The sequence below is a fragment of the Pseudomonas sp. F220 genome (genome assembly GCF_057813935.1).
Genome location: NZ_JBVASJ010000016.1, coordinates 73089 through 99078, shown reverse-complemented (window position 1 = coordinate 99078; position 25990 = coordinate 73089). Strand labels below are relative to the sequence as shown.

The 25990-nt window shown below is 58.6% G+C and carries 20 protein-coding genes, 3 tRNA genes and 1 riboswitch; of the genes, 20 read left to right on the top strand and 3 right to left on the bottom strand.

Annotation, left to right across the window (positions count from 1 at the left end; translation table 11 throughout):
- Window positions 1-85: 85 nt before the first annotated feature.
- The 12 genes from ACZYSM_RS16060 to astE all read left to right on the top strand — a co-directional run bounded on the left by ACZYSM_RS16060 (window position 86) and on the right by astE (window position 12782).
- Window positions 86-775, top strand: a complete 690-nt coding sequence (locus tag ACZYSM_RS16060; RefSeq protein WP_077431437.1) for an ABC transporter permease — start codon at window positions 86-88, stop codon at window positions 773-775.
- Entirely contained in the window at window positions 772-1470 is a 699-nt protein-coding gene (locus ACZYSM_RS16055; protein WP_489072456.1) for an ABC transporter permease, read from the top strand. Before ACZYSM_RS16060 ends, ACZYSM_RS16055 begins: the two co-directional genes overlap by 4 nt.
- Before the next feature lie 2 nt (window positions 1471-1472).
- On the top strand, window positions 1473-2585 hold the full coding sequence (locus ACZYSM_RS16050) for a succinylglutamate desuccinylase/aspartoacylase family protein (protein WP_489072455.1): 1113 nt from the start codon (window positions 1473-1475) through the stop codon (window positions 2583-2585).
- A 27-nt stretch (window positions 2586-2612) separates the two neighbouring features.
- Complete coding sequence (locus tag ACZYSM_RS16045; protein ID WP_489072454.1) at window positions 2613-3377, top strand: ABC transporter ATP-binding protein; 765 nt, start codon at window positions 2613-2615, stop codon at window positions 3375-3377.
- A 122-nt stretch (window positions 3378-3499) separates the two neighbouring features.
- On the top strand, window positions 3500-4480 hold the full coding sequence (gene argR / locus ACZYSM_RS16040; protein WP_489072453.1) for a transcriptional regulator ArgR: 981 nt from the start codon (window positions 3500-3502) through the stop codon (window positions 4478-4480).
- Window positions 4481-4842: 362 nt separating this feature from the next.
- Entirely contained in the window at window positions 4843-6063 is a 1221-nt protein-coding gene (locus ACZYSM_RS16035; protein ID WP_489072452.1) for an aspartate aminotransferase family protein, read from the top strand.
- Window positions 6064-6305: 242 nt separating this feature from the next.
- Window positions 6306-7325: an arginine/ornithine succinyltransferase subunit alpha gene (aruF, locus tag ACZYSM_RS16030; RefSeq protein WP_489072451.1), complete on the top strand. Its 1020-nt coding sequence runs from the start codon at window positions 6306-6308 to the stop codon at window positions 7323-7325.
- Window positions 7326-7407: 82 nt separating this feature from the next.
- Window positions 7408-8442 carry an arginine N-succinyltransferase gene (gene astA / locus ACZYSM_RS16025; protein ID WP_489072450.1) on the top strand — a complete coding sequence of 345 codons (1035 nt, stop codon included), beginning with the start codon at window positions 7408-7410 and terminating at the stop codon, window positions 8440-8442.
- Entirely contained in the window at window positions 8439-9908 is a 1470-nt protein-coding gene (gene astD, locus ACZYSM_RS16020; RefSeq protein WP_489072470.1) for a succinylglutamate-semialdehyde dehydrogenase, read from the top strand. The genes astA and astD overlap by 4 nt, the downstream gene beginning before the upstream one ends.
- Window positions 9909-10061: 153 nt before the next feature.
- A complete protein-coding gene (gene astB, locus ACZYSM_RS16015; protein ID WP_489072449.1) occupies window positions 10062-11408 on the top strand; it encodes an N-succinylarginine dihydrolase in 1347 nt (448 codons plus the stop codon).
- A 63-nt stretch (window positions 11409-11471) separates the two neighbouring features.
- A complete protein-coding gene (locus ACZYSM_RS16010; RefSeq protein ID WP_419118869.1) occupies window positions 11472-11759 on the top strand; it encodes a topoisomerase II in 288 nt (95 codons plus the stop codon).
- A 12-nt stretch (window positions 11760-11771) separates the two neighbouring features.
- Entirely contained in the window at window positions 11772-12782 is a 1011-nt protein-coding gene (astE, locus tag ACZYSM_RS16005) for a succinylglutamate desuccinylase (protein WP_489072448.1), read from the top strand.
- A 139-nt stretch (window positions 12783-12921) separates the two neighbouring features.
- Here the strand turns inward: astE and ACZYSM_RS16000 are convergent, their stop codons facing one another.
- Complete coding sequence (locus ACZYSM_RS16000; protein WP_489072447.1) at window positions 12922-13431, bottom strand: 6,7-dimethyl-8-ribityllumazine synthase; 510 nt, start codon at window positions 13429-13431, stop codon at window positions 12922-12924.
- A 121-nt stretch (window positions 13432-13552) separates the two neighbouring features.
- Window positions 13553-13724, bottom strand: a riboswitch (FMN riboswitch).
- A 215-nt stretch (window positions 13725-13939) separates the two neighbouring features.
- Here ACZYSM_RS16000 and ltaE point away from each other — a divergent pair.
- The 8 genes from ltaE (at window position 13940) to ACZYSM_RS15960 (ending at window position 21208) form a co-directional block, all read left to right on the top strand.
- A complete protein-coding gene (ltaE, locus tag ACZYSM_RS15995) occupies window positions 13940-14944 on the top strand; it encodes a low-specificity L-threonine aldolase (RefSeq protein WP_489072446.1) in 1005 nt (334 codons plus the stop codon).
- Window positions 14945-15090: 146 nt separating this feature from the next.
- Window positions 15091-17721, top strand: a complete 2631-nt coding sequence (alaS, locus tag ACZYSM_RS15990; protein ID WP_489072445.1) for an alanine--tRNA ligase — start codon at window positions 15091-15093, stop codon at window positions 17719-17721.
- A gap of 95 nt (window positions 17722-17816) precedes the next feature.
- On the top strand, window positions 17817-19058 hold the full coding sequence (locus ACZYSM_RS15985) for an aspartate kinase (protein WP_489072444.1): 1242 nt from the start codon (window positions 17817-17819) through the stop codon (window positions 19056-19058).
- Window positions 19059-19243: 185 nt separating this feature from the next.
- On the top strand, window positions 19244-19432 hold the full coding sequence (gene csrA / locus ACZYSM_RS15980; protein ID WP_002554426.1) for a carbon storage regulator CsrA: 189 nt from the start codon (window positions 19244-19246) through the stop codon (window positions 19430-19432).
- A gap of 62 nt (window positions 19433-19494) precedes the next feature.
- A tRNA-Ser gene (locus ACZYSM_RS15975) sits at window positions 19495-19585 on the top strand.
- Window positions 19586-19692: 107 nt separating this feature from the next.
- Window positions 19693-19769 (top strand) — tRNA-Arg (locus ACZYSM_RS15970).
- 72 nt (window positions 19770-19841) lie between these two features.
- Window positions 19842-19918, top strand: a tRNA-Arg gene (locus ACZYSM_RS15965).
- 669 nt (window positions 19919-20587) lie between these two features.
- Window positions 20588-21208: a methyltransferase family protein gene (locus tag ACZYSM_RS15960; RefSeq protein WP_489072443.1), complete on the top strand. Its 621-nt coding sequence runs from the start codon at window positions 20588-20590 to the stop codon at window positions 21206-21208.
- 159 nt (window positions 21209-21367) lie between these two features.
- Here ACZYSM_RS15960 and ACZYSM_RS15955 read toward each other — a convergent pair whose 3' ends face one another.
- Window positions 21368-22828, bottom strand: a complete 1461-nt coding sequence (locus ACZYSM_RS15955) for an AdeC/AdeK/OprM family multidrug efflux complex outer membrane factor (protein WP_489072442.1) — start codon at window positions 22826-22828, stop codon at window positions 21368-21370.
- A complete protein-coding gene (gene emhB, locus ACZYSM_RS15950) occupies window positions 22825-25989 on the bottom strand; it encodes an efflux RND transporter permease subunit EmhB (RefSeq protein WP_489072441.1) in 3165 nt (1054 codons plus the stop codon). The genes ACZYSM_RS15955 and emhB overlap by 4 nt, the downstream gene beginning before the upstream one ends.
- Window position 25990 lies beyond the last annotated feature (1 nt).

Below are 25990 nucleotides of genomic sequence, written 5' to 3'. Positions count from 1 at the left end.
GCAGCGGTAAGTCCGAAATGGCGCAAGCAACAGGATCTCTGAAGTTTGCGCCATTTTTTCATCCCAACTTTCGAGGACCTGAATCATGTTGAAAGGCTACGGGGCTGTCATCCTCGATGGCGCATGGCTGACGCTTCAGCTCGCCTTGTCGTCCATGGCCTTGGCCATTGTTCTGGGTCTGATCGGGGTCGCATTGCGCCTGTCGCCGGTACGCTGGCTGGCCTGGCTGGGCGATCTGTATTCCACGGTGATCCGCGGGATTCCCGACCTGGTACTGATCCTGCTGATTTTCTACGGCGGTCAAGACCTGCTCAACCGCGTTGCACCGCTGCTCGGTTTTAACGATTACATCGACCTGAACCCGCTGGCCGCTGGTATCGGCACGTTGGGTTTCATCTTCGGTGCGTACCTGTCGGAAACCTTCCGTGGGGCCTTCATGGCGATCCCGAAGGGGCAGGCAGAAGCTGGCATGGCGTATGGCATGAGCAGTTTTCAGGTGTTTTTCCGGGTATTGGTGCCTCAGATGATTCGCCTGGCGATTCCGGGCTTCACCAATAACTGGCTGGTTTTGACCAAGGCTACTGCGCTGATTTCGGTGGTGGGCCTGCAAGACATGATGTTCAAGGCCAAGCAGGCGGCAGATGCCACCCGCGAACCTTTCACCTTCTTCCTCGCAGTGGCGGCTATGTACCTGGTGATCACCAGTGTCTCGTTGCTGGCATTGCGTCACCTTGAGAAGCGCTACTCGGTAGGCGTAAGGGCGGCTGATCTATGATCTTCGACTACAACGTCATTTGGGAGGCTCTGCCGCTGTACCTCGGCGGCTTGCTGACCACCCTGAAATTACTCGCACTGTCGCTGGTGTTTGGTCTGCTGGGTGCCTTGCCGTTGGGCTTGATGCGCGTCTCCAAGCAGCCGGCCGTGAACATGGCTGCCTGGCTCTACACCTATGTGATCCGCGGCACGCCGATGCTGGTGCAGCTGTTTTTGATCTACTACGGTTTGGCGCAATTCGAAGCGGTGCGCGAGAGCTTCCTTTGGCCATGGCTGTCGAGCGCGACGTTCTGCGCTTGCCTGGCGTTTGCCATCAATACCAGCGCTTACACCGCCGAAATCATCGCCGGTAGCCTGCGCGCTACACCTAATGGCGAGATCGAAGCGGCCAAGGCCATGGGCATGTCGCGCTACAAGTTGTATCGCCGCATCCTGCTGCCGTCGGCCCTGCGCCGGGCGCTGCCGCAGTACAGCAACGAAGTGATCATGATGCTGCAGACCACCAGTCTGGCCTCCATCGTGACCCTGATCGACATCACCGGTGCCGCGCGCACAGTGAACGCTCAGTACTACCTGCCGTTCGAAGCCTATATCACCGCAGGCGTGTTCTACCTGTGCCTGACGTTCATTCTGGTGCGCCTGTTCAAAAAGGCTGAGCACCGCTGGCTGGGCTATATGGCCCCACGCAAGGCCTGACCATGGAACGTATCGATCATCCGTTACCGTGGAGCCACCTGGGCAGCGAACGCCATGTGTCGGTGTTCCGTTTCGGCAGCGGCGAGCGCAAGGCCTATATCCAGGCCAGTCTGCACGCTGACGAACTGCCAGGGATGCGCACGGCCTGGGAGCTGAAAAAACGTCTGACCGAACTGGAAGCGCAGGGCGCCTTGAACGGTGTGATCGAATTGGTGCCAGTGGCGAACCCGCTGGGCCTCGGTCAACTGTTGCAGGGCAGCCATCAAGGGCGTTTCGAGTTTGGCAGTGGCAAGAACTTCAATCGGGACTTCTTCGAGCTGAGCGAGCCGGTAGCAGCGCAGCTGGATGGGTGTCTGGGTGATGACCCTCACGCCAACGTCAAGCTGATCCGCCTGGCCATGGCCGATGCGTTGGCGGCACTGCCGCCGGCCGCCAGTCAGTTGCAAGGCATGCAGCGGGTTTTGTTGAGCCATGCCTGCACGGCGGATGTGGTGCTCGATCTGCATTGCGACGCTGAAGCCGCGCTGCACATGTACGCGTTGCCGCAACACTGGCCGCAATGGCGTTCGTTGGCTGCGCATTTGAATGTGCGGGTCGGGCTGCTGGCGGAAGACTCCGGTGGCAGCTCTTTTGACGAAGCTTGTTCGCTGCCGTGGCTGCGCTTGTCTCGACTGTTCCCGCAGGCGCAGATTCCGTTGGCCTGCCTGGCGACTACCATTGAGTTAGGTGGTCAGGCCGATACCGGTCGCCCGCAAGCCGAGGCTCACGCCGAAGGCATTCTGGCGTTTCTCGCCGAGCAAGGCTTGATCGCTGGTGAGTGGCCGGCCGCGCAGCAAGAAGCCTGTGAGGCGATGCCTTTTGAAGGCACTGAGTTGCTGTTCGCACCGCATCCTGGCGTGGTGAGCTTTCTGCTCCCGGCCGGTAGCTGGGTGGAAGCGGGCGAGCCGATTTTTGAAGTGATTGATCCGTTATCTGATCGGGTCAGCACCGTGTGTGCTGGCACGTCTGGTGTGTTGTTTGCCGTTGAACGGCTACGTTATGCCCAACCCGGTTTCTGGCTGGCCAAGGTGGCGGGGCGCGAAGCGCTGCGTCACGGGCGCTTGCTCAACGACTGACTGACTGTTTTTGTGAGAACCGACCGCATGTACAAACTTGAAGTCCAAGACCTGCATAAACGCTATGGCAGTCACGAAGTGCTCAAAGGTGTGTCCCTGGCAGCTCAAGCTGGCGATGTGATCAGCATCATCGGCTCCAGTGGCTCCGGCAAAAGTACCTTCCTGCGCTGCATCAACCTGCTCGAGCAGCCCCATGCGGGCAAGATTCTGCTCAACAACGAAGAGTTGAAGCTGGTGCCGAACAAGGACGGCGCGCTGAAGGCTGCCGACCCGAAACAGCTGCAGCGCATGCGTTCGCGGCTGTCGATGGTGTTCCAGCATTTCAATCTGTGGTCGCACATGACCGCGATGGAAAACATCATGGAAGCACCGGTGCACGTGCTCGGCATGTCCAAGGCAGAAGCCCGTGAAAAGGCTGAGCATTACCTGGCCAAGGTGGGCGTTTCCCATCGTAAGGACGCCTACCCGGGCCATATGTCCGGTGGCGAGCAGCAGCGTGTAGCGATCGCCCGTGCGCTGGCGATGGAGCCGGAAGTCATGCTGTTCGACGAGCCGACTTCGGCGCTGGACCCGGAACTGGTCGGCGAGGTGCTCAAGGTGATGCAAGCCTTGGCTCAGGAAGGCCGGACTATGATCGTGGTGACTCACGAAATGGGCTTTGCTCGCGAAGTGTCGAACCAGTTGGTGTTCCTGCACAAAGGTATCGTGGAAGAATGCGGCAACCCGCGTGAAGTACTGGTCAATCCGCAATCCGAACGTCTGCAGCAGTTTCTGTCGGGCAGCTTGAAGTAATACCGTTTAACGCTCCCGTTACGCACCCAATTAGGTCATGCTGCGCACCGCGCGCCAGATGGTCTAATTTGGTTGCTGCCGCCTTCGGCTTTTAACACTGTTTTTGTTTCGGATTGCACGCCATGACTGCCCATCGAATTGGTTTCCTGATTTGGCCCAGCACTAAAGCCTTGACGCTGGCGCTGGCTGAGGAGGCCTTGCGTGTTGCTCAGCGCGTGCATCCGGATGTTGTTTATGAACTCTCGTTTCTGCAGGCCGAACTGCCCGCCGAAGGGGCTTGGCAATTGCCGGGCGAGCCTTGGGCCGGCAAGCTCGAAGGTATTCAGAAACTGTTTTTGCTGGCGGACGAGCCGCCGACAGCCATTGCGCCGGCGCTCAGCAGTGCGCTCAAGCAGCTGGTGCGCGCAGGGTGTGTGATCGGCGGTTTGTCCGCCGGTGTCTACCCCTTGGCGCAACTGGGCTTGCTCGATGGTTACCGCGCCGCCGTGCACTGGCGCTGGCAGGATGATTTCACCGAGCGCTACCCGAAAGTCATCGCCACCAGCCATCTGTTCGACTGGGATCGTGATCGCCTGACCGCTTGCGGCGGGATGTCGGTGCTTGATCTGCTGCTGGCCGTATTGGCCCGTGACCACGGCGCCGAGTTGGCTGGCGCAGTGTCCGAAGAACTGGTAGTTGAGCGGATTCGCGAAGGTGGCGAGCGTCAGCGCATTCCATTGCAGAATCGTTTGGGGTCCAGCCATCCGAAGCTCACGCAAGCCGTGTTACTGATGGAAGCAAACATCGAAGAACCGCTGACCACCGACGAAATCGCCCAGCATGTCTGCGTGTCCCGTCGGCAACTGGAGCGGATCTTCAAGCAGTACCTCAATCGTGTGCCGAGCCAGTACTACCTGGAACTGCGCCTGAACAAGGCCCGGCAGATGTTGATGCAGACCAGCAAGTCGATCATCCAGATCGGTTTGTCCTGCGGTTTCTCTTCGGGGCCGCACTTCTCCAGCGCCTACCGCAACTTCTTTGGCGCCACCCCGCGCGAAGACCGCAACCAGCGCCGCAGCAGCAGCCCGTTCGAATTGTCGTCGGTGCCTTCAGAGCGCGGTTAAGTTTCAAGCTCTGTTGTGTCTTTGATATAGCTATCGCGAGCAATCGAGCGTCGACCGGCTGCTCCTACAGGTATTGCGGGGCTCTTGTAGGAGTCGAGCTTGCTCGCGATGAGGCCATCACTTGCGCCGCACCTCTGAACCACTGCGCAAATCAAATTCCCCCAACCCAGCCGCAAATCCTCGCCAGCAGTTTAAACTGCGCCTTTGCGACGCTATTTGTCGCATTGCCATAAACCCGGGTAAAACCGGGTTTGGCGCTATAAGAAGTTGTCGCTTGGCGGCAAGGCCGAGCTGAAAACTCTCCTTACAATCCCCCCATCGCTTGCCAGTTTCAGGCAGGCGTTCCTCTTCAGGAGACTCCGATGTCCGTTGAGCATGCTCCAGTGCAACGCGCCGATTTCGACCAGGTAATGGTTCCTAACTACGCGCCTGCTGCTTTCATTCCTGTGCGCGGCGCTGGCTCCCGAGTCTGGGATCAGTCGGGTCGTGAGCTGATCGATTTCGGCGGCGGGATCGCGGTTAACGTATTGGGCCACGCGCACCCGGCGCTGGTCGGTGCATTGACCGAACAGGCGAACAAGCTGTGGCACGTGTCCAACGTGTTCACCAATGAGCCGGCCCTGCGCCTGGCCCATAAGCTGATCGACGCCACCTTTGCCGAGCGCGTGTTCCTCTGCAACTCCGGCGCCGAAGCCAACGAGGCCGCGTTCAAACTGGCCCGTCGTGTTGCTCACGATCGTTTCGGCCCTGAAAAGTACGAAATCATCGCCGCGCTGAACAGCTTCCACGGTCGTACGCTCTTCACGGTGAACGTGGGTGGTCAGTCCAAGTACTCCGATGGTTTCGGCCCGAAGATTGTTGGCATCACTCACGTGCCGTTCAACGATCTGGCAGCACTGAAAGCCGCAATCTCCGACAAGACCTGCGCCGTGGTGCTGGAACCGGTTCAGGGCGAGGGCGGTGTATTGCCGGCTGAGCTGGCTTACCTGCAGGGCGCTCGCGAGCTGTGCAATGAGCACAACGCGCTGCTGGTGTTCGACGAAGTGCAAACCGGCATGGGCCGCAGCGGTGAGCTGTTTGCCTACATGCATTACGGCGTGACTCCGGACATCCTGACCAGCGCCAAGAGCCTGGGCGGCGGTTTCCCGATCGCGGCAATGCTGACCACTGAAGCGCTGGCCAAGCACCTGGTGGTCGGTACTCACGGCACCACTTACGGCGGCAACCCATTGGCGTGCGCTGTAGCGGAAGCGGTGATTGACGTGGTCAACACGCCAGAAGTGCTGAATGGCGTCAAAGCCAAGCATGACAAGTTCAAGACCCGTCTGGAGCAGATCGGCAAGCAATACGGCTTGTTCACTGAGGTTCGCGGTCTGGGTCTGTTGCTCGGTTGCGTGCTCAGCGATGCCTGGAAAGGCAAGGCCAAAGACATTTTCAACGCCGCTGAACGCGAAGGCCTGATGATCCTGCAGGCCGGCCCGGACGTGATTCGTTTCGCGCCAAGCCTGGTGGTTGAAGACGCCGATATCGAGCAGGGCCTGGAGCGTTTCGAACGCGCCGTGGCGAAACTGACTCAAGCCTGATCCCGCGCCCCTGTAGGAGCCGAGCTTGCTCGCGATAGCGGTCTGACATCCAACATTGATGTCGACTGTTATGCCTCCATCGCGAGCAAGCTCGGCTCCTACAAGGATCTGATTCAGGTCGTAGTACCCCTCAACGCCTATTCTTAATAGGCGTTGAGCCAAATTCCTGTGCCGGGCCTGCCCGGCATTTTTTCCCTGAGTCGGCACTTTTACCGACCTGTTTTTCAGTAAGGAGTGACACCATGCTGGTGATGCGCCCCGCGCAAATGGCTGATCTGGGCGAGGTACAGCGTCTGGCTGCGGACAGCCCGATTGGTGTCACTTCCTTGCCGGATGATGTCGAACGCCTGAGCGACAAAATCGCTGCGTCCGAAGCCTCGTTCGCTGCCGAAGTCAGCTTCAACGGTGAAGAGAGCTATTTCTTCGTCCTCGAAGACACGGCCACCGGCAAACTGGTTGGCTGCTCGGCAATCGTCGCTTCGGCCGGTTATTCGGAACCGTTCTACAGCTTCCGTAATGAAACCTTCGTTCACGCCTCCCGTGAGTTGAAGATTCATAACAAGATCCACGTGCTTTCCCAATGCCATGACCTGACTGGCAACAGCCTGCTGACCAGCTTCTATGTGGTCCCGGAGCTGGTGGGTTCGGCGTGGTCGGAACTCAACTCCCGTGGTCGTCTGCTGTTTGTCGCCAGCCACCCGGAGCGTTTCGCTGATTCGGTCGTGACCGAGATCGTCGGTTACAGCGACGAGAATGGCGATTCGCCGTTCTGGGATGCCATCGGCCGTAACTTCTTCGACCTTAACTATGCTGCTGCCGAGCGTCTGTGCGGGCTGAAAAGCCGGACCTTCCTCGCCGAATTGATGCCGCATTACCCGATCTACGTACCGCTGTTGCCCGACTCCGCCCAAGAGGCGATGGGTCAGGTGCATCCACGGGCGCAGATCACCTTCGACATCCTGATGCGCGAAGGCTTCGAGACCGATCACTACATCGACATCTTCGACGGTGGTCCGACCCTGCATGCCCGCGTTTCGGGGATCCGTTCGATCGCCCAGAGCCGGGTAGTCCCGGTAAAAATCGGCGAGCCGGTCAAAGGCGCCGGTCGTCAATACCTGGTGGCCAACGCCCAGTTGCAGGATTACCGCGCGGTATTGCTGGAGCTTGACTACGCGCCGGGCAAACCCGTGACCCTGGATCTTGAAGCCGCCGAAGCCCTGGGCGTCGGCGAAGGTGCCAGCGTGCGCCTGGTAGCGGTTTAACGCTTGCTTTAATGCCTAGAAAAAACGCCTAGAAAGCAGCGAGTTTTGCGGGTGGCGCAAGCCGCCCGTTTGAGGAGATAGCATGATCGTTCGTCCCGTACGCAGCAGCGATTTACCCGCTCTGATTGAACTTGCCCGTAGCACTGGCACCGGTCTGACCACCTTGCCGGCCAACGAAGAGCGCTTGTCGCATCGGGTCGGTTGGGCGGAAAAGACTTTCCGCGGCGAAGCCGAACGCGGTGATGCGGACTATTTGTTCGTGCTCGAAGATGACAACGGTCGCGTCGTGGGCATTTCCGCGATTGCCGGCGCAGTTGGCCTGCGTGAGCCGTGGTACAACTTCCGGGTCGGTTTGACCGTCAGCGCTTCCCAAGAGCTGAATATCTATCGCGAAATCCCGACGCTGTTCCTGGCCAACGACCTGACCGGCAACTCTGAATTGTGCTCGCTGTTCCTGCATGCCGATTACCGCAGTGGCCTCAACGGCCGCATGCTGGCCAAGGCGCGGATGCTGTTCATCGCTGAATTCCCGCAACTGTTCGGCAACAAAATCATCGCCGAAATGCGTGGGATGTCCGACGAAGCCGGGCGTTCGCCGTTCTGGGAAAGCCTGGGTCGGCACTTCTTCAAGATGGAGTTCAGCCAGGCCGATTACCTGACCGGCGTCGGCAACAAAGCCTTTATCGCCGAGTTGATGCCGAAATTCCCGCTGTACACCTGCTTCCTTTCCGAAGATGCACGCAACGTGATCGGCAAGGTCCACACCGACACCGAGCCTGCGTTGGCGATGCTCAAGAGCGAAGGCTTCAGCTATCAAGGCTACGTCGACATCTTCGACGCCGGCCCGGCCGTGGAATGCGAAACCAGCAAGATTCGCGCAGTGCGCGACAGTCAGGCGCTGGTGCTGGCCATCGGCACCCCAGGTGACGACGCTACGCCATTCCTGATTCACAACCGCAAGCGCGAAGACTGCCGGATCACTGCCGCTCCAGCACGTTTCGCCGCGGGCACCCTGGTGGTCGATCAGCTGACCGCTAAACGTCTTCAACTCACTGCGGGCGATCAGGTACGTGCTGTACCGTTGTCAGCCCAGCCAGTTTCTCGGGAGTCGAAATAATGAGCACGCTTTATATCGCCGGTGAATGGCTGGCAGGCCAGGGCGAAGCCTTCGAATCGTTGAACCCGGTGACCCAGCAAGTCTTGTGGTCCGGCAATGGCGCTAACGTCGCGCAAGTCGAGTCTGCCGTGCAGGCAGCCCGTCAGGCATTTCCGGCCTGGGCCAAGCGTTCGCTGGAAGATCGCATCAGCGTGCTGGAAGCGTTCGCCGCCAGCCTGAAAAACCACGCTGACGAACTGGCTCGCTGCATCGGTGAAGAAACCGGCAAACCGCTGTGGGAGTCGGCCACCGAAGTCACCAGCATGGTCAACAAGATCGCCATCTCGGTGCAGAGCTACCGTGAGCGTACCGGCGAGAAGAGCGGCCCATTGGGCGACGCCACCGCGGTATTGCGCCACAAACCACACGGTGTGGTCGCGGTGTTCGGCCCGTACAACTTCCCGGGTCACTTGCCGAACGGCCATATCGTTCCGGCATTGCTGGCCGGTAATAGCGTGCTGTTTAAACCCAGCGAGCTGACCCCGAAAGTCGCCGAGCTGACGGTCAAGTGCTGGATCGAAGCCGGTTTACCGGCCGGCGTCCTGAACCTGCTGCAAGGCGCCCGGGAAACCGGTATCGCTTTGGCGGCCAACCCGGGTATCGACGGTTTGTTCTTCACCGGTTCCAGCCGCACTGGCAACCACCTGCATCAGCAGTTCTCCGGTCGTCCGGACAAGATCCTGGCGCTGGAAATGGGTGGCAACAACCCGCTGGTGGTCGATCAGGTCGCGGACCTCGACGCAGCGGTCTATACGATTATTCAGTCGGCCTTCATCTCCGCCGGTCAGCGCTGCACTTGTGCTCGCCGCTTGCTGGTGCCGCAAGGCGCTTGGGGCGACACGCTGCTGGCGCGTCTGGTGGCGGTCAGCTCGACGATTGAAGTTGGCGCGTTTGACCAGCAACCAGCGCCGTTCATGGGCTCGGTGATTTCCCTCGGCGCCGCCCGTGCGTTGATGGATGCTCAGGAGCACTTGCTCGGTAACGGCGCTGTGGCGCTGTTGGAAATGACTCAGCCACAAGCCCAGGCCGCGTTGCTGACACCCGGCATTCTCGATGTGACTGCGGTCAGCGATCGTCCGGACGAAGAACTGTTCGGCCCGCTGCTGCAAGTGATCCGCTACGCTGATTTTGAAGCGGCGATCGCTGAAGCCAACGACACTCAATATGGCCTGGCTGCCGGTTTGCTGTCGGATTCCGAAGCGCGTTATCAACAGTTCTGGCTGGAAAGCCGTGCCGGTATCGTCAACTGGAACAAGCAGCTGACCGGTGCTGCGAGCAGCGCGCCATTCGGTGGCGTGGGCGCCTCGGGCAACCATCGCGCCAGTGCTTATTACGCGGCGGATTACTGCGCGTACCCGGTAGCCTCGCTGGAAACACCGAGCCTGACGTTGCCGACAGCGTTGACGCCCGGCGTGAAGCTTTCGTAAGACGCCTCAGGCGTCTAATCGCGAGCAAGCTCGCTCCTACATGGATTGCATTGAACCTGTAGGAGCGAGCTTGCTCGCGATGGCCGCGACTCGGTCGCACTGAACAGTTAGTTACTGATGCCTATAACAACAGATTTTCGTGGAGCCTCGCTGATGAAATCCTATGAAGTCAATTTTGACGGTCTAGTGGGGCCGACCCATAACTACGGCGGTCTGTCCTACGGCAACGTCGCGTCCCAGAGCAATAGCCAGCAGTCCTCCAATCCCAAGGAAGCGGCGCTGCAAGGCCTGGCGAAAATGAAAGCGCTGATGGAAATGGGCTTTCAACAAGGCGTCCTGGCGCCGCAGGAACGCCCGGACGTGGCAGCACTGCGTAACCTCGGTTTCAGCGGCAGCGATGCTCAAGTGATCGAGCAAGCCGCCAAGCAGGCGATGCCGTTGTTGGTCGCCAGTTGCTCGGCTTCGAGCATGTGGGTGGCCAACGCTGCCACCGTCAGCCCGAGCGCCGACACTGCTGACGGTCGCGTGCATTTCACCGCAGCCAACCTCAACTGCAAATACCACCGCAGCATTGAGCACCCGACCACCAGCCGCGTGCTGGGGGCGATGTTCGCCGACCAAAAGCACTTCGCCCACCACGCGGCACTGCCGGCAGTGGCGCAGTTCGGTGACGAAGGCGCGGCCAACCACACGCGCTTCTGCCGTGAATACGGCGAGGCCGGTGTCGAGTTCTTCGTGTTTGGTCGCAGTGCCTTTGACACTCGCTACCCGGCTCCGCAAAAGTACCCGGCGCGCCAGACCCTGGAAGCCTCGCAAGCGGTCGCACGCCTGCACGGCTTGAGCGATGACGGCGTGGTCTACGCCCAGCAGAACCCATCGGTGATCGATCAGGGCGTGTTCCACAACGACGTGATTGCGGTGGGTAACGGCGAGGCGTTGTTCTATCACGAGGACGCATTCCTCGACACCGAGCAGATGCTGGCTGAATTGCAAGCCAAGCTGGCCAAGCGCGGCGCTAACTTCAAAGCGATCTGCGTGCCGCGTTCCCAAGTGTCGGTAGAAGACGCAGTGCGTTCCTACCTGTTCAATAGCCAGCTACTGTCGCGCGCCGACGGTTCGATGTTGTTGATCGTGCCGCAAGAGTGCCAGAACAACGACCGCGTCTGGCAGTACCTGCAAGGGTTGACCAGCTCTGGTGGTCTGATCCGCGAAGTAAAAGTCTTCGACCTCAAGCAAAGCATGCAGAACGGCGGTGGCCCGGCATGCCTGCGTCTTCGCGTCGCGCTGAATGAAACCGAGCTGGCGGCGGTTAACCCAGGGGTTATCATGACCGCGCCGTTGTACAGCACGCTGACCCAATGGGTCGACAAGCACTACCGCGACACCTTGCGCGAAACCGATCTGGCGGACCCGCAATTGTTGCTTGAGTGCCGGACGGCACTGGATGAATTGACGCAAATCCTTAAACTGGGCGCGGTTTATCCATTCCAGATCAATTGAAAGCCCGCGTCCGGCTCAAACAGAGCCGGGCGCGTAGCTTTATTTCCAGATGAGAGCGTAATAATGAGCGATACCCTGCAGCTGATCCTTGAAGACACCGACGGCACTCAGCTGGAAACTTCCTGCACCCGCGTTGCGGTGATGTGGCAAGGCAAGGAATTGTGGATTCAGCACGATGGCCGCGGCCAGTTGCTGATCGGCGTGGATGTTGAAGAAGGCGACGCTGAATACGCCAACATACTGTTGCGCCCATTGGCGACTAATCTGGTAAGTCTGCAACTGGAAATGGAACCGGCTGAAGTCGGTGACGAAGACCACGTGCACGGCCCGGATTGCGCACACGACCACTAAGGAAATCGCTCTATGCTCGCCCTCGGCAAACTGCTTGAACTGACCCTCGCCGGCCGCGAACCGGCGGAGAAGACTCAACTGACTGTCGAAGGCGTGCGGATGCGCTGGCTGAGCGAAGGTGCGCTGGAAGTCCGGCCACCCGAGGCTCGTGACAACGGTATGGACGTGCTGTTGTCTGCCGGCATCCACGGTAACGAGACAGCACCGATCGAGCTGCTCGACCGTCTGTTGCATGAAATCGCCCGTGGTGATTTGAAGCCACGCGCACGCATTCTGTTCCTGTTCGGCAACCCTGAGGCCATGCGCCACGGCGAGCGTTATATCGAGCAGGACGTCAATCGGCTGTTCAACGGCCGTCACGAACTAACGAGTGGTTCGGAAGCCTTGCGCGCTTGCGAGCTGGAGCGTCTGGCGGCGAGCTTCTTCAGCCTGCCGGATCGCAGTCGCTTGCACTACGACCTGCACACCGCGATTCGCGGTTCGAAGATCGAGCAGTTCGCACTGTATCCCTGGAAAGAAGGTCGCCAGCATTCGCGCCAGGAACTCGTGCGCTTGCGCGCTGCCGGTATGGAAGCGGTGCTGTTGCAGAACAAACCTTCCATCGTTTTCAGTTCTTACACCTACGACAAACTTGGCGCCGAGTCCTTCACCCTTGAGCTGGGCAAAGCCCGACCGTTCGGGCAAAACGAAGGGGTTAACGTTGAACGCCTGGAAGTGCGCCTGAAGCAAATCATCGAAGGCAACGAGCCGTCGTTGGCCGCCGAAGGGTTGGACGGCTTGCAGCTGTTTAGCGTGGCGCGAGAAATCATCAAGCACAGCGATAGCTTCCATCTGCACTTGCCGACGGATATCGAGAATTTCTCGGAGCTGAAAAAAGGTTATCTGCTGGCCGAGGACATCGCCCAGACGCGCTGGATCGTAGAAGAAGAGGGCGCGCGGATCATTTTCCCCAATCCGAAGGTGAAGAACGGATTGCGGGCGGGGATTCTGATTGTGCCAAGCACAGGCGAAAACCTGGTCTGACTGGACTTCACTGCCGGCATAAATCTAATGTAGGAGCGAGCTTGCTCGCGATGAACCCGAGGGCGCCGCGTTTATTCAGTAAACGCGCGTTATCGTTAACGTCCATCGCGAGCAAGCTCGCTCCTACAGGGTCTTGTGTTTAAACGGCTAACGCACGTGGTTCGCTGCGACGCAATGCACGGGTCTTGTGCAACGTATCGGCACAGGTCTTCGCCGCTTCCTGACCTTTATGCAGGAAGTGCTCGAAGAAGAACTTCTGATGTTCTTCGCCAGCATGGAAGTGATGCGGGGTCAGTACCACCGAGAATACCGGCACTTCGGTTTCCAGCTGAACCTGCATCAGGCCGCTGATCACCGACTGAGCGACGAACTCGTGGCGGTAGATCCCGCCGTCCACCACCAGCCCGGCAGCGACGATGCCGGCGTAACGGCCGGACTTGGCCAGTAGTTTGGCGTGCAGCGGGATTTCAAATGCGCCGCCGACTTCAAAGAAATCGATGTCACTTTCCTGATAGCCCTGAACGAGCATTTCGGCGACGAAGCCTTTACGGCTCTGATCGACAATATCCTTGTGCCAGCAGGCCTGGATAAACGCGACACGCTCGCCGTGGTGGCTTTTGCTTTTGCTATCGATTGCGGTGGGTTGCATCTGTTCTGACTCCTGTTTGTGTGAAAAACAGGGCGTTATGAATCGAATGGGATTTAAGGGTGCGTTCCGGTCGATCGTGCGGTACCTGCACGAGTGCCTTGAGACGGCCCTTTGGCGCCAATCCCGTTCTCTCTTCATCCGGACTATGACCGTCGGCCCCGGGATCACACCGGGTCTGCTGACCTTGCCGACGCACACGGCCGAAGCCGTTCGTGTCACCAAGCGCTCGCGGGCTCTGCGCATTGCGCGCAATTACCGCCGGTGGGGAGTTACACCCCGCCCTGAGAACGTTGCCACCAGGATTTCTGGCGGCGGTGAGTTTTTAACATATATTTCTGAACGGCGCATCGCTGCTTTCTGATGATATGAATCGAATTTTCCGTTGGCTTGAACAGGCTTTTCTTACGTATAGCCTTGATTATCGAGTGCGATGACCGCAGTAATCGAGTTCGAAAGGGATTTTCCCATTTAGCGGCGACGCTCGCGTCCCATTGCCGAGGTCTGTTCCATGAGAGTTATCGATCTTCGTAGCGACACAGTGACCCAACCGACTGCCGGAATGCTCCACGCAATGGCAACGGCCGTCACCGGGGATGACGTGTACGGCGAAGATCCCACGGTGAATCGGCTTGAAGCCGAACTGGCCAGGCGCCTGGGCTTTGCTCAAGCGCTGTTTGTACCGACGGGTACCATGAGCAACCTGCTGGGGCTGATGGCCCACTGTGAGCGCGGCGACGAATACATCGTCGGCCAACAGGCGCACACCTATAAGTACGAAGGTGGCGGTGCTGCGGTGCTCGGTTCGATCCAGCCGCAGCCGCTGGAGGTCCAGGCCGACGGCTCGCTGGACCTGGGCCAGGTGGCCGCCGCGATCAAGCCGGACGACTTCCATTTCGCGCGCACGCGCTTGCTGGCCCTGGAAAACACCATGCAAGGTAAGGTCCTGCCATTGGAGTATCTGGCCCGAGCACGCAGTTTTACCCAGCAGCACGGCCTCTCCCTGCATCTGGATGGCGCGCGGTTGTACAACGCGGCGGTCAAACTGGGTGTAGACGCGCGGGAAATCACTCAGCATTTCGATTCGGTGTCGGTCTGCCTGTCCAAGGGGCTCGGCGCGCCGATTGGTTCGGTGCTGTGCGGCACGACCGAGTTGATCGCAAAGGCACGGCGGCTGCGCAAGATGGTCGGTGGCGGCATGCGCCAGGCCGGCATTCTCGCTGCGGCGGGCTTGTATGCGCTGGATCACCAGGTGCAGCGTCTGGCCGATGATCATGCCAACGCCCGGTTGCTGGCTAAGGGTTTGCTCGACGCGGGATATGTGGTGGAACCGGTGCAGACCAATATGGTTTATGTTCAACTCGGTGACAGGGCCGAAGCGCTAAAGGCCTTCGCCAGTGAGCGCGGGATCAAACTCAGTGCCGCCCCACGGCTGCGGATGGTCACCCATCTGGACGTCAGTCGCGCGCAAATCGAGCAGGTTGTAGGGACTTTCGTCGAATTTTCTCGCAACTGACAGTGTTAGCCGTCCAATTGACTGTTTGTATCGTACAAACACACTGTACCTAGTCACTAACGCCGATATAATGCGGCCCTTTGCCGTCGCTCCGTCTTTTGACGTTTTGCACTGGCCTTTGGCCGCAGTCTCCGTGGAAGAACCTAATGAAAAGCGCAGAAATCCGTGAAGCCTTCCTTCGCTTCTTCGAAGAGCAAGGCCACACCCGTGTAGCCTCCAGCTCTTTGATTCCGGGCAACGACCCAACCCTGCTGTTCACTAACGCGGGGATGAACCAGTTCAAGGACTGCTTTCTGGGCCAGGAAAAGCGCGCCTACACCCGCGCTGTCAGCAGCCAGAAGTGCGTACGCGCCGGCGGCAAGCACAACGACCTGGAAAACGTCGGCTATACCGCTCGTCACCACACTTTCTTTGAGATGCTGGGTAACTTCAGCTTCGGCGATTATTTCAAGCGCGACGCGATCACGTTTGCCTGGACCTTTCTGACCTCTGTCTTGAACTTGCCCAAGGACAAACTCTGGGTCACGGTCTACGCCAGCGATGACGAAGCCTATGACATCTGGACCAAGGCGGTCGGGGTTCCGGCTGAACGTATGGTCCGTATCGGCGACAACAAAGGCGCGCCGTACGCTTCCGACAACTTCTGGACCATGGGCGACACCGGCCCGTGCGGCCCTTGCACCGAGATTTTTTACGATCACGGCGCCGACATCTGGGGTGGCCCGCCGGGTTCGCCGGAAGAAGACGGCGACCGTTACATCGAAATCTGGAACAACGTATTCATGCAGTTCAACCGCACTGCCGATGGCGTGCTGCATCCGCTGCCAGCGCCGTCGGTGGATACCGGCATGGGCCTGGAGCGAATCAGTGCCGTTCTGCAGCACGTGCACTCGAACTATGAAATCGACCTGTTCCAAAGCCTGTTGAGCGCTTCGGCCAAGGCGATTGGTTGCACCAACGACAACCAGGCTTCGCTGAAAGTGGTCGCGGATCACATTCGTTCCTGCGGTTTCCTGATCGCGGACGGTGTGCTGCCGTCCAATGAAGGTCGTGGCTACGTGCTGCGCCGGATCATCCGTCGCGCTTGCCGTCACGGTAACAAGCTGGGCGCCAAGGGCAGCTTCTTCTATCAGATCGTTGCCGCGCTGGTCGCCGAGATGGGTGAGGCTTTCCCTGAATTGACGCAGAACCAGGCGCACATCGCGCGTGTCCTGAAAGCTGAAGAAGAGCAGTTCGCCAAGACCCTGGAGCAAGGGCTGAAAATTCTCGAGCAGGATCTGGCCGAGCTCAAAGGCGACGTGGTTCCGGGCGATGTGGTGTTCAAGTTGTACGACACCTACGGTTTCCCGATGGACCTGACCGGTGACATCGCCCGTGAGCGTAGCCTGACGATCGACGAAGAAGGCTTCGAGCGCGAGATGGAAGCCCAGCGCGTGCGCGCGCGGTCGGCCAGCTCGTTCGGCATGGACTACAACAGCCTGGTCAAGGTTGATGTGGCCACCGAGTTCACCGGCTACAAAGCCACCAGCGGTTCGGCCAAAGTGGTTGCTCTCTATAAAGACGGGCAATCGGTCGACGTGCTGAGCGAAGGTGAAGAGGGCGTGGTGGTTCTTGACCAGACCCCGTTCTACGCTGAATCGGGCGGCCAGATTGGCGATTGCGGGTTCTTGATGACCAGCACGCAGGCGGGTGTTGCGCGCTTCGACGTGCGCGACACCACCAAGACCGGCGGCGCGTTCCTGCACCACGGTGTGTTGGCGTCGGGCAGCTTGACCGTTGGTGCGCCGGTGGAGGCTCAGGTCGATGCCGACGTGCGTCATGCCACTTCGCTGAACCACTCCGCGACTCACTTGCTTCACGCCGCACTGCGCCAGGTACTGGGTGAGCACGTACAGCAGAAGGGCTCGTTGGTCGACAGTCAGCGCCTGCGCTTTGACTTCAGCCACTTCGAAGCGATCAAGCCAGAGCAACTGAAAGCGCTGGAAGACATCGTCAACCGCGAAGTGCGTAACAACACTGAGGTTGAAACCGAAGAAACCGATATCGAAACCGCCAAGCAAAAAGGCGCCATGGCGCTGTTTGGCGAGAAATACGGCGACAGCGTGCGCGTGCTGAGCATGGGCGGTGATTTCTCCGTCGAGCTGTGTGGCGGTATCCATGCCAATCGCACTGGCGACATCGGCCTGCTGAAAATCATCAGCGAAGGCGGCGTGGCGTCTGGCGTTCGTCGTATTGAAGCGGTCACCGGCGCTGCAGCGCTGGCGTATCTGAACGCCGCTGATGAACAACTCAAGGAAGCCGCGAGCCTGGTCAAAGGCACTCGCGACAACCTGATCGACAAAATGCTGGCTGTGCTTGAGCGCAACCGTCTGCTGGAGAAACAACTCGAGCAGTTGCAAGCCAAGGCCGCCAGCGCAGCCGGTGATGACCTGTCGGCTTCCGCTCAGGACGTCAAGGGCGTGAAAGTGCTGGCTGTGCGTCTGGACGGTCAGGACGGCAAGGCGCTGTTGGCCTTGGTCGATCAATTGAAGAACAAACTCGGCCGCGCAGTGATCCTGCTCGGCAGTGTCCATGAGGAAAAGGTCGTTCTGGTTGCAGGCGTGACCAAAGACCTGACTGGCCAACTCAAAGCCGGTGATTTGATGAAGCAAGCCGCTGCGGCAGTGGGCGGGAAGGGCGGTGGTCGTCCAGACATGGCGCAAGGCGGCGGTACCGACGCTGGCGCGCTGGATGCAGCACTGGCCCTGACCGTACCGTTTGTAGAGCAGGGTATCTAAGGCTCCAAACAGAGCCTGTCGTCTAGTGGCGGGCTCTGGAGCCGTGCAGTTGAATGATTAATGGGCGCCCCTTTACGGGCTGAGGCGGCTTGAAAATGGCTTTGATCGTACAGAAATTTGGAGGCACCTCGGTCGGCACTGTCGAGAGAATCGAGCAGGTCGCCGACAAGGTTAAGAAATTCCGCGAAGCCGGCGATGACCTGGTGGTTGTGCTGTCCGCGATGAGTGGCGAAACCAACCGCTTGATCGATCTGGCCAAGCAAATCAGTGGCGATAATCAACCGGTTCCCCGTGAGCTGGATGTGATCGTCTCTACCGGTGAGCAAGTGACGATCGCACTCTTGGCCATGGCGCTGATCAAGCGCGGTGTGCCAGCAGTGTCGTACACCGGTAACCAGGTGCGGATTCTGACCGATAGCGCGCACAATAAAGCGCGCATCTTGCAGATTGATGATCAGAAGATTCGGGGTGATCTGAAGGCCGGGCGCGTGGTTGTAGTCGCCGGTTTCCAGGGCGTCGACGAGCACGGCAATATCACGACCCTGGGTCGTGGCGGCTCCGACACCACTGGTGTGGCACTGGCCGCAGCCTTGAAGGCTGACGAGTGCCAGATCTACACCGATGTGGATGGCGTCTACACCACCGATCCGCGTGTCGTGTCCGTGGCCCAGCGCCTGGACAAGATCACCTTCGAAGAGATGCTGGAAATGGCCAGCCTCGGTTCCAAGGTGTTGCAGATCCGCGCGGTCGAGTTCGCCGGCAAGTACAACGTTCCGCTGCGCGTACTGCACAGCTTCAAGGAGGGTCCGGGCACCCTCATTACTATTGATGAAGAGGAATCCATGGAACAGCCGATCATTTCCGGCATCGCTTTTAACCGCGATGAAGCCAAGCTGACCATCCGTGGTGTGCCAGACACTCCCGGCGTGGCCTTCAAAATTCTCGGCCCGATCAGTGCCGCGAACATCGAAGTCGACATGATCGTGCAGAACGTTGCGCACGATAACACCACCGACTTCACCTTCACGGTGCACCGCAACGACTACCAGGCCGCCTTGCTGGTGCTGGAAAACACCTCGCGCGAGATAGCTGCCCGTGAAGTCGTCGGCGATATCAAGATCGCCAAGGTGTCCATCGTGGGTGTAGGCATGCGCTCCCATGCGGGCGTTGCCAGCCGTATGTTCGAGGCCCTGGCCAAAGAAAGCATCAACATCCAGATGATCTCGACATCGGAAATCAAAGTGTCGGTCGTCATCGAAGAGAAGTACCTGGAACTGGCTGTACGGGCTCTGCACACAGCGTTCGAACTGGACGCTCCGGTCCGACAGGGCGAGTGATGCGTTGCCCGAAGGGCGCGGTTATCCGCGCCCTTCGTTTTTTTGATCGGAGCGACTGAAAGCTGTTCTTTTACTCGCGCTAGTCAATACTTAGGCATGTAGGGCTGCGACCGCTTTGGTTGTAGGTCGAGTGCCTTTTTTTTGCAGACTGTTGTCCCTGAACTGAAATGCGTGAGGAGAAAGGTATGCTGATTCTGACTCGTCGGTGCGCAGAAAGCCTGATTATTGGTGATGGCGAAATCACTGTGACCGTGCTCGGCGTCAAAGGAAATCAAGTGCGTATTGGTGTTAACGCGCCTAAAGAGGTGGCTGTTCACCGTGAGGAAATCTACCTGCGGATCAAGAAAGAGAAGGACGAAGAACCAAGCCATTAATTTTTATCGTTTTTTATGTTTGCAAACGGGGAAAAGGTTGGTTAACATACGCCCCGTGTTGCGGAGAGGTGGCCGAGTGGCCGAAGGCGCTCCCCTGCTAAGGGAGTACATCTCAAAAGGGTGTCGGGGGTTCGAATCCCCCCTTCTCCGCCATTATTTATCTAGTACGTTGTAATCTGGCTTGTTCGGTAAGTTGTTGAGATTACTAGAAAAAGTGCTTTACAAAAAGATTCTACGGCCTATAATGCGCGGCAACAAATGCACTCGTAGCTCAGCTGGATAGAGTACTCGGCTACGAACCGAGCGGTCACAGGTTCGAATCCTGTCGAGTGCACCATTTAAGGGTTGTTTGCAGTAATGCGAGCAACTTGCTTCAACCAGCGGTGGTCTGGTTTATCAAACACACAATGCACTCGTAGCTCAGCTGGATAGAGTACTCGGCTACGAACCGAGCGGTCACAGGTTCGAATCCTGTCGAGTGCACCAAACATGAAAAACGCCCCAAGCTTAACGGCTCGGGGCGTTTTTTTTGCGCTTTTTATGAAAGGGTTTGGCATCGTGTGGGATGCCGGTAAACGCTCCTGTGCGGCGTGCCAGGCAGACGCCACACGATTCGGCAGTGAATGCCTCGCCAAGGACCTCAAGCACGCTGTGAGTGCTTGTCCGGGCGCCGTAGCAGCTGCCGAGGCTGCGTTCGACTGCGAAGCGGTCGTTAAATCAGGCAATGGGGTCTTTCAAGCAAACCGCGTACGCAGGTTTTGCGAGGACTTCGGCCTCGAACGCAGCCTCGCAGGCTCGGCAGCTGCTACGAGAGTTAGTGCTCGAATCCCGTGGAGCAGGCAAAAAAATCCGGAGCCCTTGTCGGGTTCCGGATTTTTTTGCTGATCGAGGAGTGCTCAACAATCCTCGGGCAGGCTGTCAGAACAGCTTCAGCTTCGGTGTTTCTTCAACAAGCCCTTCAGGTGGAACAAGACGGGTGAATCAATCACCAGCTCTGTAAAAAAAAGCAGAGCTGGGGGCGAGGCGTAATCGCTAGCCAAGGCTATGATGATCAGTGATGACGCAATCACAGCATCGAAAATACCAGTGGGTAGGGGGTGCAAACAGGGCGCCTCAACACTGATTCGGGTTACTTTCCGGGTGGGAGTGTGTGGCATGAGTTCATTGTCTGCAGTACTGCAGTCGAAACGGGTCGGATTTTATAGCGGAGTTGTCCTGGCGTGGGTATGGGGTGCTTTTGCTTATGCTCATTTGGTTCAATTTCAAGAAACGCATAAGTGGGCCCTACTTTTGTTCTGTCTCTCCGAAACGCTGACAGCAGTTTTGTACGTTTTTCGAAGCGAGCCAAAGACGGTTTCGCTCATTCCTGTCGACTGGTTGATGGCGGTGGTTGGGACTTTTGCCCCGTTATTTCTCCGTCCGGAGGCTTGGGGGGTACTCCCGTTGGCAAGCTCTCTGATAGTGGTGGGGGCGGTAATTCAGGTGCTGGGTGTAATTTCTCTAAATCGCAGCTTTGCACTCGTTGCAGCAAAGCGGGTTATCAAGACTGCGTGGATGTATCGTGTGGTGCGTCACCCGATCTATGCCAGTTACTGTCTGACGTTTACGGGCTATGTATTGACAAATACATCGCTAACGAATGCAGTTATCTATGCAGTAAGTGTCGGTTTTCTGATCGCACGAATATTTCGAGAGGAAGCGCATCTTTCTCTTGATCCCTTATATCAAGAGTATATGCAGGGTGTTCGTTATCGGCTTGTTCCATTCATATTTTAGAAAAATTATTGAATTAACCGCTCAGGACGCTAGCGGCTGTTCGTTCACGTCCAGAGCCGTTTTCATATCCTGTTCAACAGGCAAAAAAAATCCGGAATCTTTATCAGATTCCGGATTTTTTGTTGGCCAGGGATTGATCAACAATCCCTAAGTGAACAGTCAGAAGAGCTTTAGCTTCGGTGCTTCTTCGGCAACCGGCTTGTTCTGCGCGGTTTGTTCGTTCCAGCCACCACCGAGGGCCTTGTACAGATTGACCTCGCTGGTCAGCTGCGAAAGACGATCGGTGATCAATGCTTGCTGCGAAGTGAACAACTGGCGCTGGGCATCGAGGAAGGTCAGGTTGCTGTCGACACCGATTCGGTAGCGACGCTCAGCCAGACGGTAGTAATCCTGGTTGGCACTGACGAGATCATGCTGGGCCTGCAACTGTTGGTTGAAGGTCTGGCGTGCGGCCAGGCCATCGGAAACTTCCTGGAAGGCAGTCTGGATGGATTTTTCGTACTGGGCCACGGTGATGTCTTTCTGGATTTTCGAGTAATCCAGGCTCGCTCTCAGGCTACCGGCATTGAAGATTGGCAGATTGATCTGCGGCTGGAACAACCAGGTCCCCGAACCCCCTTTGAACAGACCGGACAGATCCGGGCTTGCCGTACCTGCGTTAGCCGTCAGGGTGATGCTCGGGAAGAACGCTGCCCGTGCCGCGCCGATGTTGGCGTTGGCAGCCTTGAGCTTGTGTTCGGCCTCAAGGATGTCTGGACGACGTTGCAGCAAGTCAGAAGGCAGGCCGGCGGGTACTTCACTCAGCAGGTCGTCGGCCAGCGGCCGACTGCCCGGCAGGTTGGCCGGAATCCCGGTGCCCAGCAACAGCGCGAGGCTATTTTCGTCCTGTGCGACCAGACGGGTATAACGCGCCAATTGCACCCGTGCGTTCTCCACCGAGGTCCGCGACTGGCTCAGATCGAGCGCCGAGGCCACACCGACTTCGTTGCTGCGCGAGGTGAGTCTGTAGCTCTCCTCGAAGGTCCCCAAGGTTTCCTTGGTCAGTTGCAGCAGTTCCTTGTCGGCCTGCCAGGTCAGGTAGGCGTTTGCCACGCTGGCCACCAGGCTGATCTGAGTGCTGCGACGCGCTTCTTCAGTGGCGAAGTACGACTGCAGCGCTTGTTCGCTGAGACTACGAACCCGGCCGAACAGGTCCAGCTCGTAGGCGCTGACGCCCAGCGTCGCCGAATACTGGCTGGTGATGTGTTCTGCGCCGGTTTGCGACAGCCTCGCCGGAGTACGTTGACGGCTACCGCTGCCGGTCGCGGACACGGCCGGGAACAGGTCGGCGCGCTGGATACGGTACTGAGCCGCAAAGGCGTCGATGTTCAGGGCCGCGACACGCAGGTCGCGGTTGTTCACCAGTGCAGTCTGAATAAGCTGTTGCAGCTGCGGGTCGCGGAAAAACTGCTTCCAGCCCTGTTCAGCGGCCGCCATGTTGGCGGCCTCCGCCGGCGAGTACGCAGGACCTTGCGGGTACTGCGCCGCTACCGGCGCTTCTGGCTGCTGATAATCAGGTATCAGCGAACAACCACCGAGCACAAACGCGGTAATTGCTAAGGAGAGTAGCGACTTGCTCATTGGCCAGCCTCGTTTGCAGTTTCAATTGTGTCTGGTTCGTCCGCAGTTTTTCTTTGGCCCATGGAGGACACGGTGACAAAGAACAGCGGAACCCAGAAGATCGCCAGAACAGTCGCGCTGATCATACCGCCAATTACCCCGGTGCCGATCGCATGCTGGCTACCCGAGCCTGCGCCCGTGGAGATTGCCAGTGGTACCACGCCGAGCACGAATGCCAGCGACGTCATGATGATCGGTCGCAGACGCATCCGGCAGGCTTCAATGGCCGCTTCGGACAGGCTGCGTCCCTGATGATGCAGTTCCTTGGCAAACTCGACGATCAGAATGGCGTTTTTCGATGCCAGACCGATGGTCGTCAGCAAGCCCACCTGGAAGTACACGTCATTGGACAGGCCGCGCAGGCTGGTAGCGAGCAGGGCACCGATAATCCCCAGCGGAACCACCAGCATGACCGCGATCGGAATCGACCAGCTTTCGTACAGTGCTGCCAGGCAGAGGAAGACCATCAGCAGAGACAGCGCATACAGCGCCGGCGCTTGCGAGCCGGACAGACGCTCCTCGTAGGACAGGCCAGTCCAGGAGATACCGACACCCGTCGGTAGCTTCTTGGCCAGGGCCTCGACTTCGGCCATGGCTTCACCGGTACTGTACCCGGGCGCCGGGGCACCGAGGATTTCGATGGCTTCGACACCGTTGTAGCGTGACAGCTTGGGTGCGCCGTAAATCCACTCACCCTTGGCGAAAGCCGAGAACGGGACCATGGTGCCGCTAGCGTTGCGTACGAACCATTTCTGGATGTCTTCAGGGCTCATGCGGGAGCCGGGTTGACCTTGTATATAGACCTTCTTCACACGACCACGGTCGATGAAGTCGTTGACATAGCTACTGCCCAGTCCGATCGACAGGGTGGTATTGATGTCCGTCATTGTCAGGCCCAAGGCGCTGGCGCGTTCGTCGTCGATGGTCAGTTGGTACTGCGGCTCGTCGTTCAGGCCGTTGGGACGCACCTGCAACAGCACTTTGCTCTGCGCGGCCATGCCGAGGAATTGGTTACGTGCCGCCATCAACTTGTCGTGACCGATACCGGCGCGGTCCTGCAGGTACACGTCGAAACCGGTGGCGTTACCCAGTTCCAGTACCGCAGGTGGTGCGAATGCGAACACCATGGCATCACGGAAGGTAAAGAAGTGCTGCTGGGCACGGGCCGCGACCTTGAACACGCTGTTGTCGGCGTTACGTTCGTCCCATGGCTTGAGCATGATGAAGGCCATCCCCGAGCTTTGGCCACGACCGGCGAAGTTGAAGCCGTTCACGGTAAACACGGACGCTACGGCATCACCTTCACCGCCATCCTTGGTGGGACGCAGCAGAAACTCGCGCATTTCATCCACGACCACCTGGGTGCGCTGGGCGCTGGAGCCGGCCGGGGTTTGTACCTGGGCGAAGAGTACGCCCTGGTCTTCTTCGGGCAGGAACGCGGTTGGAATACGGGTGAATAGCCAGATCATGCCGACCACAATGACCAGGTAGGCCAGCATGTATGGAGCCTTGTACTTGAGCATGTTGCCGACACCGCGCTCGTAGCTTTTGACGCCACGGTCGAAGTTGCGGTTGAACCAGCCGAAGAAGCCGCGTTTCGGTACGCCGTGCTCGCCTTTCGGAATCGCCTTGAGCATGGTTGCGCAGAGCGCCGGGGTGAAGATCAGGGCAACCAGAACCGACAGGGCCATGGCTGACACGATGGTGATCGAGAACTGCTTGTAGATCACGCCTGTGGAGCCGCTGAAGAACGCCATCGGGAGCAGTACCGCCGACAGAACCAGGGCAATACCGACCAGCGCACCCTGGATCTGGCCCATGGATTTCTTGGTGGCTTCCTTGGGTGACAGGCCTTCTTCGCTCATGACCCGTTCGACGTTTTCCACGACGACGATGGCGTCGTCCACCAGCAAGCCGATGGCCAGCACCATACCGAACATGGTCAGGGTGTTGATGCTGAATCCGAACGCCGCGAGGATCCCGAACGTACCCAGCAGAACCACCGGTACGGTCATGGTAGTGATGACGGTAGCGCGGAAGTTTTGCAGGAACAGGAACATCACCAGGAACACCAGCACGATCGCTTCGACCAAGGTGTGAACCACGCCTTTGATCGACTCGGTCACCACGGGCGTTGTGTCGTACGGGAACACCACTTCCATACCTTCAGGGAAGAATGGCTTGAGGTCGTCGACAGTCTTGCGCAGGGCCTTGGCGGTATCGAGGGCGTTGGCGCCGGTTGCCAGTTTCACCGCGAGACCGGAGGCTGGGGCGCCGTTGAACTGGGCGTTGATGCTGTAGTTCTCACCACCCAAGCCGACGTCAGCGACGTCTTTCAAGCGCACCTGGGAGCCGTCCTTGTTGACCTTGAGCAGGATTTCCTTGAACTGCTCGGCCGTTTGCAGGCGGGTCTTGCCAATGATCGTGGCGTTCAATTGCTGGCCGGGCAGGGCAGGCAAGCCGCCGAGCTGGCCGGAAGACACCTGGACGTTCTGGGCGGCAATGGCCGTTTTGACGTCCACCGGGGTCATGTTGTAGTTGTTCAACTTGGCCGGGTCTAGCCAGATACGCATGGCGTACTGGGCACCGAACACCTGGAAGTCACCGACACCCGCTGTCCGCGAAATCGGGTCCTGCATGTTGGACACGATGTAGTTGGACAGGTCGTCCTTGGTCATGCTGCCGTCGCGCGACACCACGCCGATCACCAGCAGGAAGTTTTTCACTGCCTTGGTCACGCGTATGCCCTGTTGCTGCACTTCTTGCGGCAGCAGCGGGGTGGCCAGGTTCAGTTTGTTCTGGACCTGAACCTGCGCGGTATCGGAGCTGGTGCCTTGTTCAAAGGTCGCGGTGATGGTCATGGTGCCGTCGGAGTTACTCTCCGAGGACACATAACGCAGGTTGTCGATACCGTTGAGCTGCTGCTCGATCACCTGTACCACGGTGTCCTGCACGGTCTGTGCAGAAGCGCCTGGGTAGGTTACGGAGATGGCGATCGCAGGAGGTGCGATGCTCGGGTACTGGTTGATCGGTAGTTTGAGGATCGATAGAGCCCCGACCAACATGATCACCAGGGCAATTACCCAGGCGAAAATCGGACGGTCGATAAAAAATCTCGACATG